We start from the raw sequence: 23,663 nt of genomic DNA on the forward strand, positions 1-23,663 counted from the left end.
AGCGGCACAGCAGCCGCCCCTTCAACGTCAGAGGCTAGGCCGGAATGCCGCGCGCGGGGTAGGCCGTCGCGCGAACGCCGGGCCGGGAAATGCCGCTCCGGAAGGTCGTGCCGGTCGCGCGGTGAGCGGCCAGACGAACCTTGTTGAGCGCCTTGGGGCCGCCAATCGCCGCCGCTGCGCCCAGCAGCAGCAGGCCGCCAATGGCGAGTGGCTCATTCCGCATCGGCTCGCTCCTTCATCTGGTGGGCCGCAGCGACCTCGGCGTCGCGGGTGGCGGTGTGGATGGTGCTGGATGCTCCCATGTCGCCATTGGTCGTCTTTCCGGCTCCGGGACCGGCACCCAGATCGGCGCCGGTGACGGGGTTCTTGGCAGGATCGGACTTCAGCCGCGCCATCATCTTGCCCATGGCAGCCGTGTCAACGGGTCCGAGCTGTACGCTCGCAGTGCCGTCGCCGCCGGGATCGGCTGGCAGCACTTCGTTGAGATCGTCGACCCGGTTCCATTGCTCGCCGCTGTTCCAGGAACCCTGCATGTCGCCCTCGCCTTGGGAGGCGTTCACATACATGTCGGTATAGGGATCGACGCCCGGCAGCTTGCCCGGCGGGAAATTGTCCTCGATCGCGAACAGCGCCTTTTCGAACGACTTCTGGTGCGCGATCTCACGCGTCATCAGAAAGCCGAGCGCTTCCTTGATGCCGGGATCGTCGGTGACGGCGATCAGTCGCTCGTAGACGATCTTGGCGCGGCTCTCGGCCGCGATGTTCGAGCGGAGGTCCACGGTCGGCTCGCCCCGACTGTCGATATAATTGGCGCTCCATGGCACGCCGGCCGAGTCGATCAGGCCGGGGCCGCCGCCGAACAGGACCGATTCCTTCACGCTGGTGCTGGAGGTGCCGACCATCTGGTAGAGCTCGGTCTCGGCGAGTTGGGCCTCGGTGAGCTGCGCCCGCACGCCCTTGTTGAGCATGGCGATGATCGATCCAATCACCTCCAGGTGGCTGAGCTCCTCGGTCGCGATATCGAGCAACATGTCCTTGCGGCCCGGATCTTCCTCGGCGAGGCCTTGTGTGAAGTAGCGCATCGCCGCCGCCAACTCGCCTTCGGCGCCGCCGAACTGTTCGAGCAGCATGCAGGCGAGCTTCGGGTTCGGCTCGGACACGCGGACGGTATATTGCAGCCGCTTGTTGTGCATAAACATCGGGGTCGTTCCTCGCTGGATAGGACAGCGAGTCAGCGCGCCGGCACGAGCAGCGTTCCGACCGTTACGGGCACGGCCCGCAGAAAATACTTCAGGTGCAAGTGCTTGGATGCGCAGACAAGTGCCGCAGTTGACGGCCTGCTCATCCAAGCGATGGAGGTCTGGCCCTCAACCAGCCTCGGTCGAAGCGCAACGCCGCCGGCCAGGCCGGCGGCGTTGCGTCTGTGCCGGTTCGTTAGCCGAAAGTGACTTGCGTGGAGCGGCGGCGGACGGCCGCACCCATGAGCCCCAGGCCGCCGATCATCATGGCCCAGGTTGCCGGTTCCGGAACCGACGCGAGGCTGAACTCGACCATTCGGTCGATGCCGTCGCTGGGATGCTGGACATTGACGAACGCCCTGAAGGGATTGGTGATGTCGAAATAGAGCCCGGTCGGCTCCGCGCCCAGCGATGACAGGCTGGCGAACCGCGCCAGCGACGCCGCGACGCCATTGGCGCCCCAGGTTGCCTTCCAGATGTCACCCGGCTCATTGTCCTCGACGATCCAGACATCGCCGAACGCGTCGATCGCGATATTGTCCGGATTGATGAAGGTGTCGCTCGAAGCGTCGAGGGTCAGTCCGGTCGCCTGGTCGATCGTCACGCGGTCGTCGACGAAGGAGCGAACCTGCGGCGCATCGGGGTTGGACAAATCGATCGAATAGACGTGATGGCGCCCGGGGCTGGAGCCGGCGTCGGCCGTGGTAGCCGCAACGACCAGATATTCCACGCCATCCTTGTTGACGAGATGCATGTCTTCGGGACGGCGGTAGTTGGTCGCGTTCACCTGATCGCCGGCCTGGCGCGCGTTGACGGTGGGATCGGTGATGCCGGGGATCGGCGTGCCATCCGGATTGTTGAGCGGCACCCATTCGGCGACGCCTTCGCGCTGCTCCGCATTCGCGGCGTTGATGCGCAAGGTGAAGATCTGGCCGGTGCCCGCCAGCGGACTCGTGTTCGGATCGTCTGGATTATAGTCGGCGGCCTTGTTGTTCGGCACGAACTTGTAGATGCCGCCGTTATTGTCCTCATCCTGATAATAGAGGTTGCCCTTGGCATCCCAGGCGACGCCTTCGAGCGACGAACGACCGATCTTCGGCCGGTCTATGGCGACGATCGAACCGGGAGCGGCGAGGGGGTTCGTGATTTCGATCAGTCGGCCATTGGCGACTTCCTCGCCGATCACCACCGTGCCCCAGGGCGTCCAGCGAATGGGATCAAGCGAGCGATAGCTGGTGCCGTTGAGAGCGCCCTCGAGCAGTTGCACCGGCGTGTCGGTGACGCGGTCGTAGCGAACCAGGCCACCGCCCGCCGATTCATTGACCGTGAACAGGTAGCGGCCGGCATTCGGCCCGGTCTCGTTCTGGACGATCATGTCGAAGTTGGAGTTGCCATTGCGGCCCGCTCCGGCGCGCCACAGGCCGTTCTCCTGATTCGTGAACAAGGTACGCTGGGTCCAGCCGTTGGCCAGGACGAAGGGCTGATCCGCCGGGCGCGAGCCGAGCGTGGCGCTGGAGCTCAGCGGCGTGAACACGATCGCCGCCTGCGACCCTGCAGGAACGGCAGCAAGGACGAGGCCGCCAAGGAGCAGTGCGTGAATTCGGGAAGGCTTCATGATCAACCCCTGTGTTTGTCGGAACGACGGCGCCCGGCTCGATTCGCACGAGCAGGGACAGGGGTTCGGCTAGGCGCGCAAAGCGATGCTATGGTGACGTCATGATGACGGTCACTGTCATGAACGCAGTATCAGACAGGAGTTCGGCCGGGCGGTGAATGCAGGACGGATTTGTGCTTCAATACGCCTGCGTAGGCCCGGGCAATCTCTCGGTGGTGTTTGCGCGGATAATCACCCGTCGCTGTCGCGTTCGATGTCGGCGCCGACGGCGGAGAGCTTCTCTTCCAAGCGCTCGTAACCGCGGTCGAGGTGGTAGACGCGGTTGACCTGGGTCTCGCCCTTGGCGGCGAGGCCGGCGATGATCAGGCTCATCGAGGCGCGCAGGTCGGTCGCCATCACCGGCGCGCCGTTCAGTTGCTCGACGCCGTGAACGACGGCGGTGCGGCCCTTGACCTGGATATCGGCGCCCATGCGCGACAGTTCGGGCACGTGCATGTAGCGGTTCTCGAAGATCGTTTCGGTCAGCACGCTCGACCCGTGGGCACGCGTCAGCATGGCCATGAACTGGGCCTGCATGTCGGTGGCGAAGCCAGGATAGGGGTCGGTGGACAGAGTGAGCGGCTTCAGCTCGCCGGTCGCGCTGACCAGAAGGCCGTTCTCGCGCTCCTCGACCTCGACGCCCGCTTCGCGCAGTCCGGCGATGGTCGCCTGCATCTCGTCGGCGCGCGCGCCTTCGAGCTCCAGCCGGCCGCCGGTGATGCCGACCGCACAAGCATAGCTGCCCGCCTCGATCCGGTCCGGCATCACCGCATAGGTGGCGCCGTGCAGTTCCTTCACGCCGTCGATGGTGAGGGTGGAGGTGCCGACGCCGTCGATCTTCGCGCCCATGCGCTGCAGGCAGCGGCAAAGATCGACGATCTCCGGCTCGCGCGCGGCATTCTCGATCACCGTGCGGCCCCTGGCCGTGGCGGCCGCCATCAGGGCGTTCTCCGTCGCGCCGACGGACACGATCGGGAATTTGACCGTGCCGCCCGGCAAACGGCCGCCCGGGGCGATCGCGCGCACATAGCCGGCGCTCATCTCCAGCCGCGCGCCCATCGCCTCGAGTGCCTTCAGGTGCAGGTCGATCGGCCGGTTGCCGATCGCACAGCCGCCCGGCAGCGACACGGTCGCCTCGCCGGCGCGCGCGAGGATCGGCCCCAGCACCAGGATTGAGGCGCGCATCTTCCGGACGATGTCATAGGGCGCCATCGTCGCGGTGAGGCTGGTCGCGCGCATCGTCATCACGCGGCCGAATTCCTCCGGCTTGGTGCCTTCGATGGTGGTCGAGACGCCGAGCTGATTGAGCAGATGGCCGAAGCTGTCGACATCGGCGAGCCGCGGCAGGTTGCGGATGGTCAGCGGCTCGTCGGTCAGCAGCGCACAGGGCAGGAGGGTGAGGGCGGAGTTCTTGGCGCCGGAGATCGGCAGGCGGCCTTCGAGCGGGCGCCCGCCGCGGATGATGATGCGGTCCATGGCGGGGGATTAGCGGGTCGTTCCCGTGACGCAAGCCGTTCCCCGGCGCAGGCCGGGGTCCAGCTTCACGGCCGATCTGGGCCCCGGCCTACGCCGGGGCGCTCGCCACCTTCGTGGCTCACGCCTTCTCCAGCGTGCACTGGAGCGGGTGCTGGTTCTGGCGGGCGAAGTCGATCACCTGGCTGACCTTCGATTCCGCGACTTCGTAGGAGAAGATGCCGCACACGCCGACGCCCTTCTGATGGACGTGGAGCATGACACGCGTCGCGTCCTCGATGCTCATCCGGAAGAAGCGCTGCAGGACGAGCACGACGAACTCCATCGGCGTGTAATCGTCGTTCAGCATCAGCACTTTATAGAGCGACGGCTTCTTGGCCTTGGCGCGCGTGCGGGTGGCGACGCCGACGCCCGTGCCGGCATCATCGTCGCGGCCTTCGCCTGCCATCAGCGTCGGTCGTTCGGTCATTGGGATATCCGTGTCACGCAAGCGGAGAATATGGCAACGCGCGCCCGGCGGGCAAGGGTGCAAACGAAAACGGCCGCCCCGAAAACGGGGCGGCCGTCGCTCGAAGCCAGCGGGAAGGGATGCCGGCCTCAGATTGGGACCGCTCAGGCGGCGTGCTTGAACTTCTCGGCCGCGACCGCGAAGCGGTTCGAAATCGGCTGGAAGATGTCGCCGGCGAGCTTCAGCGCGGTCTCGCTGTTCTTCGAGGTCTCGGCGATCAGCTGGTCGAAGGCCGAACGCGCGAACTCGCTCTGCAGCTGGAAGAACTCGGTCGGGGTCTTCGCCGCGGCGAAGCTCTTCAGCGCGGCGGTCGCCTGCTCGAAGTTCTTGCGCGCGGTTTCGGCCGCGTTCTGGCCCATCTGCTCGGCAACCTTGGCCGCGACCTTCGACGATTCGACGATCGCTTCGATGTTGCCCTTGTTGAACTCGTTCAGCTCTTCGAACAGCTTGGTCGAACGCTCCATCGCCGCCTTGGCGCGGGTGTTGACGTCAGCGAACATCGCGGTGGCGCGCGCCTGGGCGTCCTGAGCGAAGTTCTTGGTCTGCTCGGCAGTGGTGTTGACGGTGTCGGTCATGGTCGGTCCTTTCGTTTCGGTCGCAACCGGCTGGACGGTCGGCGTGGATTCGGCGATGGCAGGTTCGATTACCGGCTGAGCCACGATGGGCTCCGCCACGGCCTCGACCGTCGCTGCGGCAATCGCGGCGGGCGCGGTCATCGCCGGTTCGGCGGTCGCCGCTGGGGCAATCTTCTTGGCCGGCGCCTTGGTGCCGGTCTTGACGACTTTGGTGCTCATCGAGAGGTCTTTCCCCGGTTTGCTGCAGTGCACAATATAGGAGCGGTGGCCGATTTTCAAGCCGAATTGTGCGGTGCAGCAAAATGCCCGAAGCGGGCCGAGGTTCCGCTTATTTGTACAGGCTCTGGTCGCCCTGCACAAAGGCTTGCCCGCGCGCTTCCAACCAGCTGTTGACGATCATCGGCGACAGCCAATTTGCCTCGAACGCGCGCTCCAGCCGGGGCGAAGTGACGAATGCCGCCTTTTGTCGCGCCGGATCGAAGCGCTTGCGGACTTCGTCCAATGTGAGCCCCTCTCGTGCCATCGGACCGATCTGCGTGCGCAGGTCGTTCAGCGCCACGGTCAGCTTGTCGAGATAGGCTGAGTCCTCCTGGGGAGCGCCATGGCCGGGCACGAGCAGCGCGAAGTCCAGCGCCTTCACCTTGGCCAGCACGTCGATCCACTCGCCGGGATAACTGAAGAAGCCGAACGGGAGCGGCGCGACGACGATGTCGCCGGTTAGGATAATCCGCTGGCGTGGCAACCAGGCAAGGGCGTCGCCATCGGTATTGGCGCGTCCGAAGAAACGGAGTTCGACCGGCCGCTCCGGGTCCGCAATCGTCAGGCGGTCAGTGAAGCTTTCCGTTGGAACCACGATGTGGGTGCCGGGGTAGCTGCGGGCGAAATCCTCCAGCTCCCGCGTTGCCCGATCGAAGCGGGCGCGCTGCTCGTCGCTCGTGTCCGGCAGGTTGCGGCGCTGGGCAAATTGCGCGCGGGTGCCGGAGACCTGGTTCCAGACCGCGACGTCGTATTTCTCATCGGGCTGCCGGCCGACCAGGCTCAGCGTCTTGCCGGCGAGATGTCGGCGGGTCGCCTGGGTGGCGATGATCCGCATGTGTGGCCAGGCCCGCTGCAGTTCGGATGCACCGAGCGGATGGTCGTTATGCCAGTGAGTGATCAGCAGCGCCTTGACCGGCTTGGGACCGAGCGACCTGACGAAACCGACGATGGCGCGGCCATGGCCGGCGGTGGCGCCGCTGTCGATCACGACCATGCCGTCCCGCTGCTCGATCACGGTGACGTTGCTGATCGCCGCGCCGACATAGCCGTCCGGCATCGTCAGCAGATGGATGCCGCGCGCCAATTGACGCGAATCGAACGGTGGCCAGCTCGCCGCCTGCACTGGCGTGGCGAGCAAGAACAGCAGCACGAGCAAGGCACGCATCGTCAGTCCCCCTGACCGCACAGCTGCTGCGGCGGGCGGCTCGGGGCAATCTCCGCTCGACGACTGGCCAATGCCGGTCGACGGGCATCGTCTGGACCTGTCCTCGCTTCCGGCTTACGTAAACGTCAGGAGAGAGAAGATGACGATCGAGTCCGTTGACGTGCTGGTGGTGGGCGCCGGAATCTCCGGGATCGACGCAGGCTATCACCTGCTGACCTATTGTCCGGGCAAGAGCTACGCGATCCTCGAAGCGCGCGACGATCTGGGCGGCACCTGGGACCTGTTCCGCTATCCCGGCATCCGCTCCGATTCCGACATGCACACGCTCGGCTTTTCCTTCCGTCCCTGGAAGGAAGCGAAGGCGATCGCCGACGGTCCCTCGATCAAGAAATATCTGCGCGAGACGGCGCGCGATTACGGGATCGACAGGCACATCCGCTATCAGCACCGGGTGAAGCGCGCCGCCTGGGACAGCGAAACGGCGCGCTGGACGGTCGAGGCGGAACGCGGGCCTGAGCGGGAGCCGGTGACCTTTTCGGCCAACTTCCTCTTCATGTGCAGCGGCTATTACAATTACGATGAGGGCTTCACGCCGCAGTTCGAGGGGCGCGACGCGTTCAAGGGGCAGATCGTCCACCCGCAGCACTGGCCCGAGCAGCTCGACTACAAAGGCAAGCGTGTCGTGGTGATCGGGTCCGGCGCCACGGCGGTGACGCTGGTGCCGGAGATGGCGAAGGACGCTGCCCATGTGACCATGCTGCAGCGCTCGCCCACTTACATGGTCTCACGGCCCGCCGAGGACAAAGTCGCGAACGGTCTGCGCAAGGTGCTGCCGTCGAAACTCGCCTACGGCCTGACGCGGTGGAAGAACGTGCTGTTCGGCATGTATTTCTATAAGAAGGCGCGGACCAATCCGCAGGGCGTTAACCGGTGGGTGCTGGACCGCGTGAAGGCGCTGTTGCCCCAGGGCTATGACATGGCCCATTTCACGCCCAGCTATAATGTCTGGGACCAAAGGCTCTGCCTCGTCCCGGACGGCGATCTGTTCGAAGCAATCAAGAGCGGCTCGGCCGACGTGGTGACCGGCCATATCGACCGGTTCACCGAAACGGGCATCCGGCTGAAGGACGGCACGGAGATCGAAGCCGACATCATCGTGACCGCGACGGGCCTGAACCTGCAGCTGCTGAGCGGAGTTGAATATCTGGTGGATGGCGAGCGGATCGCCCCCAACCAGACGATGACCTACAAGGCGATGATGTTTTCGGGCGTGCCGAACCTCGCCACGTCGTTCGGCTATACCAATGCGAGCTGGACGCTGAAGGCGGACCTGACCTGCATGTATGTCTGCCGGCTCATCAACCACATGGACAAGACCGGCACCCAGATCGCCGTGCCGGTGCTGAACGACCCCGAAGTGCAGGAAGAGCCGTGGCTGAGCTTCAGCTCCGGCTATGTGCAGCGCGCGCTCGCGCATCTGCCGAAACAGGGCTCGAAGCGGCCGTGGAAGGTGCACCAGAATTACGCCAAGGACCTGCTCGACCTGAAATTCGGCAAGGTCGAGGATGGCGCGATGACCTTCCGCAAGGCCGGCGCCAAGGTGCGCGCGCCGGAGCCGATGCTGGAAGCTGCGGAGTAGGGGCCGTCGTTCGCTCGTCCTGAGCGGAGCGCGCAGCGCGTAGTCGAAGGGCGCTGTTGATTAGGTCCGGAGGAACGCCCCTCGACTTCGCTCGGGACGAGCGTGGGTGAGCAGGATCAATGGAAATCCCGCGTCTTCACCTTGATCACATCTTCCGGGTCGGCGCCGGTGCGGAACGGCTTGTGGTAGCTGTCACGGACGCGCTTTTCCCAGCCGGCTTCGCCGCGATCCGGTGAGCCGCCATGGGTGGCGCCGTCGCCGGGGCCGGGACGGTGCGGGAAGTCCATCTCGCCGACCGAGCGCAGCAGCGCCGTTTCGTCGGCGACCGTCTCCGTGATGATGTGGATGACCTGGCCTTCCTTCTGCACCTTGCCGACGACCGAGATCATCGCCGACGACATGATCGTCCGCCGCTGCGCCTCGAAGCGGTCCGGCCAGACGATCAGGTTGGCGACGCCCGTTTCGTCCTCGATGGTGATGAACAGCACGCCCTTGGCGCTGCCCGGCTTCTGGCGGACGAGGATGATGCCGGCCAGTTCGACGCGACGGCCGTCGCGCACGCGGTCGAGATCGGCGCAGGCGACCATGCCGCGCCGCTTGAGCTCGGGCCGCAGGAAGGAAAGCGGGTGGGCGCGAAGCGACAACTGGGTGGAGCGGTAATCCTCGACCACTTCGCGGCCCGCGGTCATCGGCCGGAGCGCGACCGGCTCCTCGCGCGTCTCGACGGCGGCGAAGAGCGGCAGCTCGGTGTGCCCCAGCCCGCGCACCTGCCAGAGCGCCTGGCGCCGGTCGACGCCAAGACCGGCGAACGCGTCCGCTTCCGCCAGGCGTTCCAGCGCGGCGACGGGCACGCGGGAACGGCGCCAGACCTCCTCGATGCTGGCATAGGGCCGGTCGCCCCGCGCCGCGATGATCGCCGCGCCATGGTCTGCCGCCAGCCCGCGCACGACGCGGAGGCCGAGTCTTAACGGCCAGAGCCTGTCTGCTTCTCCGTTCGTTTCGAGCGAAGTCGAGAAACCCTGGGTTCTGGAGCTTACGCTTCTCGACTGCGCTCGAAGCGAACGGGGTTGGGCGTATTCTTCCGATAGGACCACCGTATCCCACCCGCTGTCATTTACGTCCGGGGGCAGCACCTTCACCCCATGGGCGCGGGCGTCGCGGACGATCTGGGCGGGCGCGTAGAAGCCCATTGGCTGGGCGTTGAGCAGGGCGGCGCAGAAGATGTCGGGATGGTGGCACTTCATCCAGCTCGATGCGTAGGCGATCTTGGCGAAGCTGGCGGCGTGGCTTTCGGGAAAGCCATAGCTGCCGAACCCTTCGATCTGGCGGAAGGTGCGGTCGGCGAATTCGGGGCTGTAGCCCTTGGCGATCATGCCGTTGACCAGCTTGTCGCGGAAATGGCTGACCCCGCCAGTGAATTTGAACGTCGCCATCGACCGGCGCAGCGCGTCCGCTTCGGCCGGCGTGAAGCCGGCGCCGACGATCGCCACTTTCATCGCCTGTTCCTGGAACAGCGGCACGCCGAGCGTCTTTTCCAGCACCTCCCGCAACTCGTCGGACGGGTAGATGGCCGGCTCCTTGCCTTCGCGGCGGCGGAGATAGGGGTGGACCATGTCGCCCTGGATCGGCCCCGGCCGGACGATCGCGACTTCGATGACGAGATCGTAGAACTCCTTCGGCTTCATCCGCGGCAGCATCGACATCTGCGCGCGGCTTTCGATCTGGAACACGCCCAAAGTGTCGGCGCGCTGGATCATCCGGTAAACTTCGGGATCGTCCTCCTGCATCTCGGGCGAGGCGAGATCGAGGGCGATGCCCTTATGCGCCTTCAGCAGGTCGAACGCCCGGCGCATGCAGCCGAGCATGCCGAGGCCGAGCACGTCGACCTTCATGAACTTCAGTTCCTCGATATCCTCCTTCTCCCAGCCGATCACCCAGCGATTGGGCATGGCGGCGCGTTCGACGGTGAGCAGCGAATCCAGCCGATCGCGGGTCAGCACGAAGCCGCCCGGATGCTGGCTCAGATGGCGCGGCGTGCCGATCAACTCCCGCGAGAGGTCGAGGGTCAGCCGGATGCGCGGGTCGCTGGTGTCGAGATTGAGCTGCTCGACATGCTTTTCGCCGACGCCTTCCTGCGACCAGCCCCAGACCTGGCCGGCCAGCGCACCGGTCAGGTCTTCGGGCAGGCCCAATGCCTTGCCGACTTCGCGCACGGCGCCGCGCGCGCGGAACCGGCTGACCACGGCGGTGAGCGCCGCATGTTCATGGCCATAGGTGCGGTAGATCCACTGGATCACCTCCTCGCGCTGCTCGTGCTCGAAATCGACGTCGATGTCGGGCGGTTCGCGGCGCTCGCCCGAGATGAAGCGCTCGAACAGCAATTTGTGGTGCACCGGATCGATCGAGGTGATGCCGAGCACGAAGCAGATCATCGAGTTGGCGGCGGAGCCCCGGCCCTGGCACATGATGCCCTGGCTGCGGGCATAGCCGACGATCGAGTTCACGGTCAGGAAATAGGGGGCGTAGTCGAGCTGCCCGACCAGCCGCAGTTCGTGCGTGAGCAGCTTTGAATAGGCGTCGGGCACGCCCTCGGGAAAGCGCGCCTGCAGCGCTGTCCAGGTGAGCCTTTCCAGCGCCTGCTGCGGGCTGCGGCCGGACATCACCACTTCTTCGGGATATTGATAGCTGAGCTCGCGCAGCGAGAAGGTGCAGCGTTCGGCGATCTCGGCACTGGCACGGATCGCGTCGGGGTGGCTGCGGAACAGCCGCGCCATCTCCTCGGGCCCTTTGAGATGCCGGTCGGCATGGCGCTCGCGGCGGAAGCCCAGTTCGTCGATGGTGCATTTGTTGCGGATCGCCGTCATCACATCCTGCAGCAGCCGGCGGTCGGGCGAATGGTAGAGCACATTGCCGGTCGCGAGCGGCTTCAGGCCGAAGGAGCGCCCCATCGCGGCAAGCCGGTGCAGCCTGATCGGGTCGCCGGGCCGGCGGTGATGGGCAAGTGCGACATGCCCGCGGTCCCCGAACAGGTCCGCGATCTGGCCCATGGCGATCCGCGCCGCATCATCGGGCTGGTTGGTGATCAGTGCGGCGACCAGGCCATCGGCATGGGCCTCGACATCCTCCCAATGGAGGAAGCACTGGCCCTTTTCCCCCTTGGCGGGATCCGCGCGCAGCTTGCCGGCGGTGAGCAGGCGCGTGAGGCTCGACCAGCCGGCCCGATCTTCGGGCCAGACGAGCAGGGCGTTGCCGTCCATCAGATCGAGCCGGCAGCCATTGATCGCGCGAATGCCGGTCGCATCGGCTGCAATCAGCGCCCGGACCAGCCCGCCGATGCTGTTGTGATCGGTGATGCCAAGCGCCTTGTAGCCGAGCAAGGCCGCCGCCGCGAACAGCTCGTCACACGACGATGCCCCGCGCAAGAAGCTGAAATGGGTGGTGACGTTCAGTTCGGTGTACATGGCGAGTCGGGCGCCATTGTACACGTTTTGTTCTGGTTATAGCTAACTTGCCGCTCGTCCTGAGCGGAGGCTGCAGGCCGAGTCGAAGAGCATCTGCACCCGGGCCCTTCGACTATGCGCTCCGCGCTTCGCTCAGGACGAGCGAAGGAAGCCTAGCGGCTGCCCATGATCTTGCTGTCGTTCGTCTTGGCCCAGTTGGCCTCGCCGATCACATAGGCGCGCACCGCTTCGGCCCCCACCTCGTCCATCACCGGCTTGAAGCTGACCATGCCGCGTTCGTGCAGCACGCCATCGATGACCACCCCCTTCCAGGTCGCCGCATCCGCCAGCACCGGTGAATAGCGTAGATCGGGCGTGACGCCGCCGCTGACTGCATTGGCGCCGTGGCAGACCGAGCAATAGCGGCCGAACAGCGCCTTGCCTTGGGCGACCTGGGCCGACGGCGCGGTGGCGGCGCGGGGATCGAGCCGCATCGCCGTCTGTTCGGGCGCGGCGGGCAGCCGGCCCTTGCCGCCCAGCTTCAGCACGATCAGCCGCGGAATGCTCGGCACCTTCTTGGCGGGCAGGCCGGCATAGCCGGACGTCAAGTCCCAGGCGCCGCCGCGGCTGGTGGTGAAGGCGACATATTGCACGCCCTTGATCGCATAGCTGGACGGGGCCGCCATCACGCCCGACTGGACCGGCAGCGCCCAGAGCTGCTTGCCGCTATCCGCCGCATAGGCGCGGAACTCGCCGAGCGCGGTGCCCTGGAACACGAGGTTGCCGGCGGTCGCCAACGTGCCGCCATTCCAGGGCGTCGGATATTCGACCCGCCAGCGCGCCTTGCGCGCGGCCGGGTCCCAGGCGACCAGCGAGCCCTTCGTGGCGGCGATCGCTGCCTTGATGAAGCCGGGATCGGGCGGCAGCGCGCCTTCGCCCATATTCGCCGCCACGTTGAAGCCGAGCGCCTTCCTCTGCGCATCCTCCGCGACCAGCGGCGGGATGAAGCCGAAGCCGATATCATTGACCGGCAGATAGACGAGCCCGGTCGCCGGCGAATAGCTCATCGGCTGCCAGCTATGGGCGCCGATCGGCGCCGGCGCACCGATCCACGGTTTGCCGGTCTTGTAGAAGCGGGCGTCAGGATTTTCGATCGGCCGCCAGCTGTTCGGATCATAGCCAGTCGCCCAGTTCACCTCGGTGAACATGTCGGCCGAGATCGGCTTGCCCGTCGTCCGGTCGATGACGAAGAAGAAGCCGTTCTTGGGCGCGTGGTACATCACCTTACGGCCGCCCATGTCCGCCAGCAGGATAGGCTGCGTCGCGGTATAGTCCCAGCTCTCGCCCGGCGTTTCCTGGTAATGCCATTTATATGCGCCGGTGTTCGGATCGAGCGCAACGACCGACGACAGGAACCAGTTGTCGCCTTCGCCGCCGCTGCGGATGCCATGGTTCCAAGGGGAACCGTTGCCGACGCCGAGATAGAGCTGGTCCAGCTCGGGATCGTAGACAATCGCATCCCAGACGGTGCCGCCGCCGCCGGACGACTTCCACTGCCCGTCCTTGCTCCAGGTCGCCGCCACCTTCGCCATGATCGGATCGGAGGCTTCGCCATCCGGCTGACCTTGAGCGTTCGGCACGGTGTAGAAGCGCCAGCGCTTTTTGCCCGTGGCAGCGTCATAGGCGGTGACATAGCCGCGCACGCCGAACTCGGCGCCGCCATTGCCGATCACGACCATGTCCTTCACGACGCGCGGCGCGCCGGTGATGGTATAGGGGCGCGTGGTGTCGGTGGTCTGGACGCTCCACAGCTCCTTGCCGGTCGCGGCATCGAGCGCGATCAGCCGGCCGTCCAGTGCGCCCAGATAGAGCTTGCCCTTCCACACCGCGACGCCGCGATTGACCACATCGCAGCAGCTCTGCACGCCCTTTTGCCCATCGACCTTGGGATCGTAGCTCCACAGCGGCTTGCCGCTGACCGCGTCGAAGGCGAAGACCTTGGACCAGGGACCGGTCACATAAAGCACGCCATCCACCATCACCGGCGTCGCCTCGAGGCCACGCGCGTCCGGCAGGTCGGCGAACCAGGCGATGCCGAGCTGATTGACATTGCCGGACGTGACTTGGGTCAGCGGGCTGAACCTCTGCTCGCGATAGTCGCGGCCGATCGCCGGCCAGTCGCTGCCGTCGCCGCCCTTGGTCAGATAGGCGCCGTCCACCTTTTCGCCCGTCTTCGCATAAGCCGCCGCGCCCAGCACCAGCGCCGCCGCCACCATCGCCCGCATCCACCTCTCCACGCTCTATTTGTCGGCACTGTGCGACAACAGGTTGCGTTTTGCCACGGCTTTTCGAATGGCTCGGCTGGTGAAGAGTGACGATCCGCGGCAGGGCAGGGAGGCAGTGATCCTGCTTGCGCTGGCGCTGTCGGGACTCGGCTATCTGCTGGTGGCGTTAGGCGAGTGGGGGCTGGCCCGCTGGCCGGGACTGCTCCTGATCCTGCCCTTCGCCCGCCGCGCGACATACGCCTTGCAGCCGCCGAAAGTCCCCTGGCCGGCCTTGCCGCTCGCGCACCTGCCGATCGCGATGCTTTGCGCGGCGGCCGGATTGGCGGTGACGCTCGCCATGCACAAGCTCCTCGCGCTGCCCCCGGCCGCATTGCTGCCAGAGGTCAGGCGAGGACTGGTCTTCTATTCGTTGGCCGTGGTCGCGTTGATGATCGGCCGACACCCTCAGGCGTAAGGCGGCTTGTCGCGGTCGGTCGGGCTTTTCGTGAAAATCTCGCAGCCGGTTTCGGTGATGCCGACCGAATGCTCGAACTGGGCGGATAGCGAGCGGTCGCGGGTCACCGCGGTCCAGCCGTCCTCCAGCACCTTGCAGTCGGGCCGGCCGATATTGATCATCGGCTCGATCGTGAAAAACATGCCCGGCTTGAGTTCCGGTCCCGTGCCCGGGCGGCCGGCATGCACCACCTCCGGCGCGTCGTGGAACAGGCGGCCGAGGCCGTGGCCACAAAAATCGCGCACCACGCCATAGCGGTGCTTCTCGGCGAAGCTCTGGATCGCATGCGCGATGTCGCCCATCCGATTGCCCGGCTTTGCCTGTTCGATGCCGCGCATCATCGCCTCATAGGTGACGTCGACCAGCCGCTTCGCCTTCACCGGCACATCGCCGATCAGGTACATGCGGCTGGTGTCGCCGTGCCAGCCGTCGAGCAGCGGAGTCACATCGACATTGACGATGTCGCCATCCTTCAACGTTCGGTCGGACGGAATGCCGTGACAGACGACATGGTTGATCGAGATGCAGCTGGAATGGGTGTAGCCGCGATAGCCGAGCGTGGCCGGTACGGCGCCCGCGCGCAGCATATGCTCGCGGATGATGGCGTCGATCGCCTGCGTCTCGACCCCTGGGACCATGTGCGGCACGATGGCGTCGAGGATTTCGGCCGCGAGGCGCCCGGCCTTGCGCATGCCGTCGAATCCCTCGGGTCCGTGCAGCTTGATCGCGTTGGTGCGCGTCGAGGCGGAGTCGGCGTCGATATAGCTGGTCATGGCGCTCATATAAGCCGTCGCACCGAAGGAACCAAATGTCTCCATTATGGGCGAAGTGCCAGATTTTTGATGCGCTTGCGAAACGCCGGGCTATGCTGGCTCCGATCCGCACCACCCACGCGGGTCGCGAAGGGAGTAGAATCATGAAGCGTAGCTTGATCGCACTTGCTGCCGCGCTGAGCATGGCCGCCGCGCCGGCGATGGCTCAGACGAGCGCATCCAAACTCTCGCTGACGAGCGCGGCGCGCTCCTCTGCCCAGGTCGAGAACGGCAATCAGCTCGGCGGAAACCTCGTGCTGATCGGCCTTGCCGTCGCAGCCGTGGTGGCCCTGGCCGTGTTCGTCGTGTTCGACGACGACGATCCCGCCAGCAACTGATCGCGGCTTGCAAAACAGGACGGGGCGCCGGCAGCGATGCCGGCGCCCTTTTCTTTTGCGCCTCTGAATGCTTGCACCGCGTGGCGGCGGGGTTAGAGCCGGCGAATGGTTGCCGAACGCATCTGGACCGCGGGGCTCGTCATCATTGGCGACGAGATATTGTCCGGGCGGACGCAAGACCGGAACATCGCGCAGATCGCCTTGTGGCTGAACCTGCAGGGTATCCGCCTGGCCGAAGTGCGGGTGGTCGGCGACACCGAAGCGGCGATCGTCGAGGCGGTGAACGCGCTCAGGTCCCGCAACGATTATCTCTTCACCACCGGCGGCATCGGTCCGACTCACGACGATATCACCGTCGACGCAATCGCCGCCGCGCTGGGCGTTGCGGTGGTGGTGCATCCCCGCGCGCGCCAGATGCTGGAGCGCTATTACGAGACGCGCGGTGGGGTGAGCGAGGCGCGGCTGCGCATGGCGCGCGTGCCCGAAGGCGCCGACCTGATCGAAAACCGCATGTCGGGCGCGCCCGGCATCCGCTGGCAGAATATCTTCATCATGGCGGGCGTGCCGCACATCACCGCGATGATGCTCGACGCGCTCGCCGGCACGCTGGAGGGCGGCCGGCCATTGCTGTCGGAGACGCTCGGCTGCTGGGTGGCGGAAAGCGAAGTGGCGGACCTCCTGCGTGCGACCGAAAAGGCGCATGAAGGCTGTCAGATCGGCAGCTACCCCTTTTTCCGCGAAGGCAAGGTGGGCGCGAACTTCGTCATACGGTCGACCGACGCGAACTCGCTTGCGGCGTGCCTGGGAGACCTTCGCGCGCGGCTGATCGATGCCGGCCGCGCACCGGTCGATGGCGGCATCTGAGCGTTCATGGCGCGGTTTCTGCTGGGCTGGGAGCTGGGGGCGAATCGCGGCCATCTGGTGCGGCTGGCGGAAATGGCGCGCGGGCTGGTCGAGCGGGGGCATGAGGTCGCCGTCGCGTCGCAACGGCTCGATCTCAGCTTCGATTGGCCGGCCGGCGTCACGCTCTGGCAGGCCCCGCTATGGCCGCGCCTCCTCGCCAATGTCGGTGCCGTGGGCGGCGACTTGCCCAACACCATGGGCGACATTCTCTATCGCGTCGCGCTCGAGAACCCGGACGCGCTGCCGGCCCTGATCGCGGGATGGCAGGCGCTGATGGCCGCGGTGAAGCCGGATGCCGTCGCCGCGGACTTCGCGCCGGCGCTGCTTTGTGCAGTCCGGGGTTCGGTGCCGGTGGTTGCCGTTGGCTTGGGCTTCGACACGATTCCGCCCCAGCTCGAACAGTTCCCCAGCCTGACCGGCAAGCCGCCCGTTTATGCCGAAGCGCCCTTGCTGGAGCAGGTGAACAAGGGACTTGCGCAGATGGGCGTGCCGACGCTCGACCGGCTGCCCGCCATCTTCGGCGCCGATCGAGTGCTCGCCGGCACGTTCACCGAACTCGACCCCTATGCGCCGTGGCGCCAAGAGCCGGTCGTCGCGCCGTCCGTGTCGCATCCGCTGGGCGAGACGGCCGAAGGGGAGGAAATCTTCCTCTACGCCGATGCGACGTTGCTCCGCGCCGGACCTTTGTGGGACGGGCTGGTCAGGTCGGGTCTGCCGGTGCGCGTCTACGCGCCCAGCTCGACCCCGGCACAGCGCGCGGAAATGGTGCGGCTCGGCTTTAAGGTGGAGGTGCAGCCGGTGCCGTTCGAGCGCATCGCCGCCCGCTCGCGCCTGGCGATGACCTCGGGAGGCCTGGGCTTCGTCAGCAGCGCGCTCGCCTCCGGGTTGCCCGTCGTGGTCATGCACCATGATCTGGAAAAGGGACTGACGGGCCAGGCGGTCACGCGCATGCAGCTGGGCGGCCATGTCCATACCGGATCGATCCAGGCGGACGCGTTCGCGACGTCCCTTCGCCAGCTCTACCAGAATGACAGCTTCCAGCGTCGTGCCCGGGAGCTCGCGCCCGGCTTTCGCGCACGGCTGGCCCCGACGCAGGAAGCTTTAGCGGTCGAAGCCCTGCTGGACCTGGTCGGCGCGCGGTAGGCGACGGAGCAGGACCAGCGCCGCGAGCCCGAGTAGCGCGGCGACAAGGAATGCGGCGCCGGGGAAGTGGATCGGCGCATCCGCCCCGGTGAACTCCGCCATCACGCGGGTCAGCACCAGCGGCGCGACGATGTTGCCGACGCCCATGCTCATGCTGGCGATGCCCTGCACTTCGCCTTGGGTCTCCGGGGTGGCACGGCGGGACAGCATCGCCATCAGGCTCGGCTGCACCAGCGACTGCACGGCGATCGCGATCATGATCGCAAAGGCCTGCCAGCTGCTCTGCGCGAAGGCATAGGCGATGAAGCCGGTGATGGCGGCGATCAGGCCGATCGTCGCCGCGTCGCGTTCGCCGAAGCGCTGCACCGCGGGGCCGGTCAGGAGGGTCTGGGACAGGGCGATCACCACGCCCACGGCGGCCAGGCTCGCGCCGATCATGGCGTTGGACCAACCGAAGTTGGCGATGACGTAGAAGCTCCACGTCATCGGATAGACCATGCTCGCGGTCTGCCAGAGCGTCAGCACCACCACCGCGCCCCACATGCCCGACACAGCGCGGGCCGCGGCGACCGCGCCGAGCGGGTTTGCGCGGCGCCAGTCGAACGCGCGGCGCTTGTCCTGGGCGAGCGTCTCCGGGAAGAGCGTCAGCCCGTAGAGGAAGTTGAGCGCGGCCAGCGCCGAGGCCGCGTAGAAGGGCGCACGCTCCCCCAGTTCGCCGAGCAGGCCGCCGATCGCCGGTCCCGCCACGAAGCCGACGCCGAACGCGGCGCTCACATAGCCGAAGGTGCGGGCGCGTTGGTCGGGCGGAGTCGTGTCGGCGATCGCCGCCTGGGCCGGCGCATAGCTGCCCCCGAACGCGCCGGAGAGCAAGCGGCCGAGAAAGATCAGGGGAATGGTGTTCGCGATGGCCAGCAGCAGATAGTCGATGGCGAGACCGCCTAGCGCGATCAGCAGGACGGGGCGTCGGCCGAACCGGTCCGACAGATTGCCGAGAATGGGCGCCCCGAAAAAGGTGGTGACCGCGATCGCCAGCCCCATCCAGGCGCCGAGTTCGATCGCCTGTGCCAGATCGAGTCCGCCGACCTTCATCAGCAATCGCGGCAGTACCGGCATGATCAGCCCGAAGCCGATTGAATCGATGAAGATCGTCGCAAGGATGAAGAAGAGCGGCTTGCGCCTGGACATCGGCATACCCCCGCGTCCCTCTTGCCGAGCGCGCGCGAGGGAGACAAGCGAGCGCGTCAGGAGGCGTTGAATGGCAAGACTGGACGGCAAGCGCGCGGTGATCACCGGCGCGGCGAATGGAATCGGGCGCGCGATCGCGGAACGCTTCGCGGCGGAGGGTGCCGAGTTGCTGCTCGCGGATATCGCGGCGGCGGAGCTTGAGGCGGTGGCGGCGCGGCTCGGTCAGCGTTGGGTCGTAGCGGACCTGTGCGGCTCGGCCGGGCTCGACGCGATCTTCGCCCGGGTGGACCAGGATTGGGGCGGGCTCGACATTCTCGTCAACAATGCGGGGGTAACGCACGCGGCGACGCTCGACGAACTCACCGAAGACGATTTCGACCGCGTTCTCGCGATCAACCTGAAGGCGGCGCTGTTCGGAACGCAGCGCGCGGCGCGGCTGATGGGCGAGGGTGGTGCGATCATCAACATGTCGTCCGTCAATGCCGTGCTCGCGATCCCCAACCAGATTCCCTATGTCGTTTCGAAGGGCGCGCTCAAGCAGCTGACCAACGTCACGGCGCTGGCGCTGGCGCCGCGCGGCATCCGGGTGAATGCGATCGGTCCGGGCACCATCCTCACCGACTTGGCGCGGGGCATTATGAGCGACAAGGCGGCCGAGGAACGCGTCCTCAGTCGCACGCCCCTGGGGCGGACAGGCGCGCCGGAGGAGGTCGCCTCGATCGCGCTGTTCCTCGCAACGGACGAGAGCAGCTATCTGACCGGCCAAACCATCTACCCGGACGGCGGGCGGCTGGGCCTCAACTACACGATGCCGCCTCGGGGCTGACCGAAGCCGCCACCACCCGGCGTCTCGATCACGAACACGTCGCCGGCGGCCACCTCCACGGCCTGCGCTGCGCCGATCTCCTCGACGGAGCCGTCCGCCCGCTCGACGCTGTTCCGGCCGCAGGCACCGGGCCCGCCGCCTTCCAGGCCGAAGGGCGGGACACGGCGGCGGTTGGAGAGGATGGCGGCAGTCATCGGCTCACGAAAGCGGATGCGGCGCACGACGCCATCCCCGCCGCGCTGCCGTCCAGCACCGCCGGAGCCGTGCCGAACCGCGAAGCTTTCGAGCAGCACCGGGAAGCGCCATTCAAGCACTTCCGGGTCGGTCAGCCGTGAGTTGGTCATGTGCGTGTGCACGGCCGAGGCGCCGTCGAAGTCCGGGCCCGCACCGGCACCGCCGCAGATCGTCTCATAATATTGGTGGCGCGCATTGCCGAAGGTGAAGTTGTTCATCGTGCCCTGCGCCGCTGCCAGCGCTCCGGTCGCGCCATAGACGGCATCGGTGATCACCTGGCTGGTCTCGACATTGCCGGCAACGACGGCGGCAGGATGGCGCGGCTTCAGCATCGAGCCGTCGGGGATCACGATGTCGATCGGCTCCAGGCAGCCATCGTTCATCGGGATGGCGTCGTCGACCAGCGTCCGCATCACGTAGAGCACTGCCGCGCGGGAGATGGACGGCGGCGCGTTGAAATTGGACGGCAGCTGCTCGCTGGTGCCGGTGAAATCGACGCGCGCCCGCCGGGCGGTTCGATCGACCGTAATGGCGACCCGCACGACCGCGCCATTGTCCATCTCATATTCGAAACTGCGATCGGGCAGCCGGTCGAGCACCTGCCGCACGGCCTCGGCGGCATTTTCCTGGACGTGGCGCATATAGGCGACGACGGTCGGGCGGCCATATTGGGCGACGATGCGATCGAGTTCGGCTGCGCCGCGGGCACAGGCCGCGATCTGGGCGCGGAGGTCGCCGACATTGCGATCCGGATCGCGCGCCGGCCACGGGCCGGACGCCAAGGCGGCGCGGAACTCGGCTTCGAGCAAGGTGCCGTCCTCGACCACCAGCAGCGAGTCGAACAGCACGCCTTCTTCGTCCAACGTGTGGCTGTCGGGCGGCATTGAGCCGGGCGTGCGGCCGCCGATATCGGCATGATGGCCACGAGCGGCGACATAGAAGTCGGGCGCGTCACCCTCGCCGAATACCGGCATCACCACGGTCAGGTCGGGCAGGTGCGTGCCGCCGTCATAGGGATTGTTGATCAGATAGACGTCGCCGCGCCTCAGCCCGCGTGCGCTCGCCTGCGCCTTTTCGCGCATCGCGCGGACGCTGTCGCCCATCGATCCGAGATGCACCGGCATGTGCGGCGCATTGGCGACGAGCCGGCCTTCGGCATCAAACAGCGCGCAGGAGAAATCGAGCCGTTCCTTGATGTTGACCGACAGCGCCGTGTTCTGCAGCGCCTGACCCATCTGCTCGGCAATGGCCATGAACAGGTTGTTGAAGATTTCGAGCCGCACCGGGTCGGGAGCGGCCAGGTCGCTGGCTTCCTCGTGCGATCGTCCGCTTCCGGTCCGGCTGAGGATCAGGTCACCGGCTTGGGTCCGGGTGACGCTCCAGCCCGGCTCGACGACGGTCGTCGCGCTCGCATCATGGAGGATTGCCGGACCTGCCAGAGGTTCGTTGAGAGCAAGGGCTTCGCGCGCCAGCAGTCGCGCTTCGCGCCATTCCCCGGACACGAAGGCCGGAACGATGGCTGCCTCGGCATCGCGTGATTCGGTGCCGAGACTGCCATGCGCGACGGTCGCGGGCACGATCAGTTCGGCGGTCATGCTTTCGACGATCAGCGGCGTGCCCGGTGAGGTGAAGGCGAAGCGCTGCCGGTAGAGCGCCTCGAAACGCTCCCTGACCGTCGCCGCATCTCCGGGAGCGACGTCCAACGCCGTATCGGTACCTTCATAGCGGACGCTCAGCCGATGCTCGAAGCGGCGCCCGGCGAGGTCGAAGCCGTCGCTGGCAATGCCGGCTAGGCATTCCGCTTCCAATGCGCCGAAGCTCGCATTGAGCGAGCCGAGCAGCCCCTCGTCGAGCCGCGCCTCGACCGCGCGGGTGCGGAGCACGCGCTGGTCGGCGAGGCCGATCCCATAGGCCGACAGCACGCCCGCCAGCGGATGGATGACGATGCTGGTCATGCCGAGCGCGTCGGCGACCAGGCAGGCGTGCTGACCGCCGGCGCCGCCGAAACAGGCCAGCGCATAATCGGCAAGGTCATGGCCGCGCGCGATCGAGATTTTCTTGATCGCATTGGCCATGTTGTCGACAGCGATGGCGAGAAAGCCTTCCGCAATCTGTTCCGGCGTGCGGGCGGGCAGGCCGGCGGCGATCATAGCCTCGGCGATCTCGACCAGCCGGGCGCGTGCGGCAGCGATGTCGAGCGGTTCGTCTCCGTTCGCGCCGAACACATGCGGGAAGACGTCGGGCTGCAGCTTGCCGAGCGCGGCGTTGCAGTCGGTGATGGTGAGCGGGCCGCCGCGTCGATAACAGGCCGGCCCGGGATCGGCGCCGGCGCTTTCCGGCCCGACTCGCATCCGCGCGCCGTCGAAGCTGCAGATCGAGCCGCCCCCCGCCGCGATCGTGTCGATGCTCATCATGGGCACGCGCAGCCGCACGCCGGCGACAACCGTCTCCAATGTCCGTTCGAAGCTGCCGGCATAATGTGACACGTCGGTCGAGGTGCCGCCCATGTCGAAGCCGATCACTTTGGCGAAGCCGGCCGCCTCGCTCGTCCGCGCCATGCCGACGATCCCGCCGGCCGGGCCGGACAGGATGGCGTCGCGGCCCCGGAACGCCTCGGCCGGCGCGAGCCCGCCGTTCGATTGCATGAAGGAGAGCGGCACCTCCGGCCCGAGCGCCTCGCGCACCTGACCGACATAGCGGTCGAGGATCGGCGAGAGATAGGCGTCGACCAGCGTCGTGTCGCCGCGGCTGACGATCTTCATCAGCGGACTGACCCGGTGGCTCACCGAGACCTGGGTGAAGCCGACCTCTTCCGCGATCCGGGCTGCCGCTTCCTCGTGCTGCGGATAGCGATAGCCGTGCATCACCACGATCGCGGCAGCGCGAAGACCTTTGCCAAACGCGTCCTGCAAGTCGCTGCGCAGCCTTGCCTCGTCGAGAGGGGAAAGGACCTCGCCCTGCGCATCGATCCGCTCATCGGCTTCGATCACGCAGCTTTCCAGCCGATCGGGGAGCACGATGTTGCGGTCGAACAGCTTGGGACGGTTCTGGTAGCCGATGCGCAGCATGTCGCGGAAACCGCGCGTCACGACCAGCGCGACCGGCTCGCCGGCCCGCTCCAGCAGGGCGTTGGTGGCGACCGTCGTGCCCATCTTCACGCTGCCGATCCGGTCGGCAGGCAGCGGCGCTCCGGCGTCGACGCCCAGCAGCTCGCGAATGCCCTGGATCGCGGAGTCGCGATATCGATCCGGATTGGCGGAGAGCAGCTTATGCGTGACGATCTGCCCATCGGGCCGCAACGCGACGATGTCGGTGAAGGTGCCGCCGCGATCGATCCAGAAATGCCATTTGGCTGCTTCGGTCATCCTTGTTCCCCTAGCCTCCATCGCCGGTGGAGCAAGGTGGCGAACGGCCGCCAGTCCCCTAGCGTCATGCAGTGACGAACGAAGGATCTCTTATCGGCGAAGTCCGACGCTTCCTCGATGCTGCTCGTG

The 23,663-nt window shown here is 66.6% G+C and carries 18 protein-coding genes; 6 read left to right on the forward strand and 12 right to left on the reverse strand.

From position 1 onward, the window contains the following. Positions 1–34: 34 nt before the first annotated feature. The 7 genes from HJG53_RS14505 to HJG53_RS14535 all read right to left on the reverse strand — a co-directional run bounded on the left by HJG53_RS14505 (position 35) and on the right by HJG53_RS14535 (position 6,871). Positions 35–223, reverse strand: a complete 189-nt coding sequence (locus HJG53_RS14505; RefSeq protein WP_171131790.1) for a hypothetical protein — start codon at positions 221–223, stop codon at positions 35–37. Then, entirely contained in the window at positions 213–1,199 is a 987-nt protein-coding gene (locus tag HJG53_RS14510) for a manganese catalase family protein (RefSeq protein ID WP_171131792.1), read from the reverse strand. Before HJG53_RS14510 ends, HJG53_RS14505 begins: the two co-directional genes overlap by 11 nt. Before the next feature lie 235 nt (positions 1,200–1,434). Then, positions 1,435–2,853 (reverse strand): alkaline phosphatase PhoX, encoded by a 1,419-nt coding sequence (locus HJG53_RS14515; protein WP_171131794.1) that lies wholly within the window; start codon positions 2,851–2,853, stop codon positions 1,435–1,437. A gap of 231 nt (positions 2,854–3,084) precedes the next feature. Continuing rightward, positions 3,085–4,368 (reverse strand): UDP-N-acetylglucosamine 1-carboxyvinyltransferase, encoded by a 1,284-nt coding sequence (murA, locus tag HJG53_RS14520; RefSeq protein WP_171131796.1) that lies wholly within the window; start codon positions 4,366–4,368, stop codon positions 3,085–3,087. A 118-nt stretch (positions 4,369–4,486) separates the two neighbouring features. Then, positions 4,487–4,834, reverse strand: a complete 348-nt coding sequence (gene clpS / locus HJG53_RS14525) for an ATP-dependent Clp protease adapter ClpS (protein ID WP_254447800.1) — start codon at positions 4,832–4,834, stop codon at positions 4,487–4,489. A 143-nt stretch (positions 4,835–4,977) separates the two neighbouring features. After that, positions 4,978–5,667 carry a phasin family protein gene (locus HJG53_RS14530; protein ID WP_171131798.1) on the reverse strand — a complete coding sequence of 230 codons (690 nt, stop codon included), beginning with the start codon at positions 5,665–5,667 and terminating at the stop codon, positions 4,978–4,980. Positions 5,668–5,776: 109 nt separating this feature from the next. After that, positions 5,777–6,871, reverse strand: a complete 1,095-nt coding sequence (locus HJG53_RS14535) for an MBL fold metallo-hydrolase (RefSeq protein WP_171131801.1) — start codon at positions 6,869–6,871, stop codon at positions 5,777–5,779. A 139-nt stretch (positions 6,872–7,010) separates the two neighbouring features. Here HJG53_RS14535 and HJG53_RS14540 point away from each other — a divergent pair, with 139 nt between their 5' ends. Then, positions 7,011–8,510, forward strand: a complete 1,500-nt coding sequence (locus HJG53_RS14540) for an NAD(P)/FAD-dependent oxidoreductase (protein WP_171131803.1) — start codon at positions 7,011–7,013, stop codon at positions 8,508–8,510. Between the two features lie 116 nt (positions 8,511–8,626). On the opposite strand, the gene HJG53_RS14545 is transcribed toward HJG53_RS14540, so the two are convergent. Continuing rightward, on the reverse strand, positions 8,627–11,971 hold the full coding sequence (locus tag HJG53_RS14545) for an error-prone DNA polymerase (RefSeq protein WP_171131911.1): 3,345 nt from the start codon (positions 11,969–11,971) through the stop codon (positions 8,627–8,629). A gap of 152 nt (positions 11,972–12,123) precedes the next feature. Next, a complete protein-coding gene (locus HJG53_RS14550; RefSeq protein ID WP_171131805.1) occupies positions 12,124–14,235 on the reverse strand; it encodes a PQQ-dependent dehydrogenase, methanol/ethanol family in 2,112 nt (703 codons plus the stop codon). Positions 14,236–14,314: 79 nt separating this feature from the next. Here HJG53_RS14550 and HJG53_RS14555 point away from each other — a divergent pair, with 79 nt between their 5' ends. Further along, entirely contained in the window at positions 14,315–14,689 is a 375-nt protein-coding gene (locus HJG53_RS14555) for a hypothetical protein (RefSeq protein WP_171131807.1), read from the forward strand. Here the strand turns inward: HJG53_RS14555 and map are convergent. Beyond that, positions 14,680–15,501 carry a type I methionyl aminopeptidase gene (map, locus tag HJG53_RS14560; RefSeq protein ID WP_171131809.1) on the reverse strand — a complete coding sequence of 274 codons (822 nt, stop codon included), beginning with the start codon at positions 15,499–15,501 and terminating at the stop codon, positions 14,680–14,682. The two genes, HJG53_RS14555 and map, sit on opposite strands and share 10 nt — an antisense overlap. Before the next feature lie 143 nt (positions 15,502–15,644). On the opposite strand from map, the gene HJG53_RS14565 reads away from it, so the two are divergent. The 3 genes from HJG53_RS14565 (at position 15,645) to HJG53_RS14575 (ending at position 17,924) form a co-directional block, all read left to right on the forward strand. Continuing rightward, a complete protein-coding gene (locus tag HJG53_RS14565) occupies positions 15,645–15,878 on the forward strand; it encodes a hypothetical protein (protein WP_171131811.1) in 234 nt (77 codons plus the stop codon). Between the two features lie 105 nt (positions 15,879–15,983). Further along, positions 15,984–16,742: a molybdopterin-binding protein gene (locus HJG53_RS14570; protein WP_171131813.1), complete on the forward strand. Its 759-nt coding sequence runs from the start codon at positions 15,984–15,986 to the stop codon at positions 16,740–16,742. A gap of 6 nt (positions 16,743–16,748) precedes the next feature. Then, positions 16,749–17,924 (forward strand): glycosyltransferase, encoded by a 1,176-nt coding sequence (locus HJG53_RS14575; protein WP_171131814.1) that lies wholly within the window; start codon positions 16,749–16,751, stop codon positions 17,922–17,924. Here the strand turns inward: HJG53_RS14575 and HJG53_RS14580 are convergent. Beyond that, positions 17,883–19,214, reverse strand: coding sequence for a TCR/Tet family MFS transporter (locus tag HJG53_RS14580; RefSeq protein ID WP_368039592.1), 1,332 nt, complete (start codon positions 19,212–19,214; stop codon positions 17,883–17,885). The two genes, HJG53_RS14575 and HJG53_RS14580, sit on opposite strands and share 42 nt — an antisense overlap. Between HJG53_RS14580 and HJG53_RS14585 the strand changes: the two genes are divergently transcribed. After that, on the forward strand, positions 19,180–19,935 hold the full coding sequence (locus HJG53_RS14585; RefSeq protein ID WP_171131818.1) for an SDR family NAD(P)-dependent oxidoreductase: 756 nt from the start codon (positions 19,180–19,182) through the stop codon (positions 19,933–19,935). The two genes, HJG53_RS14580 and HJG53_RS14585, sit on opposite strands and share 35 nt — an antisense overlap. Here the strand turns inward: HJG53_RS14585 and HJG53_RS14590 are convergent. Continuing rightward, positions 19,911–23,534 (reverse strand): hydantoinase B/oxoprolinase family protein, encoded by a 3,624-nt coding sequence (locus tag HJG53_RS14590; protein WP_171131820.1) that lies wholly within the window; start codon positions 23,532–23,534, stop codon positions 19,911–19,913. The two genes, HJG53_RS14585 and HJG53_RS14590, sit on opposite strands and share 25 nt — an antisense overlap. Positions 23,535–23,663 lie beyond the last annotated feature (129 nt).

This window comes from Sphingomonas sp. ID1715 (genome assembly GCF_013044515.1).
In the GTDB taxonomy this organism is placed as follows: Bacteria; Pseudomonadota; Alphaproteobacteria; order Sphingomonadales; family Sphingomonadaceae; genus Sphingomonas_B.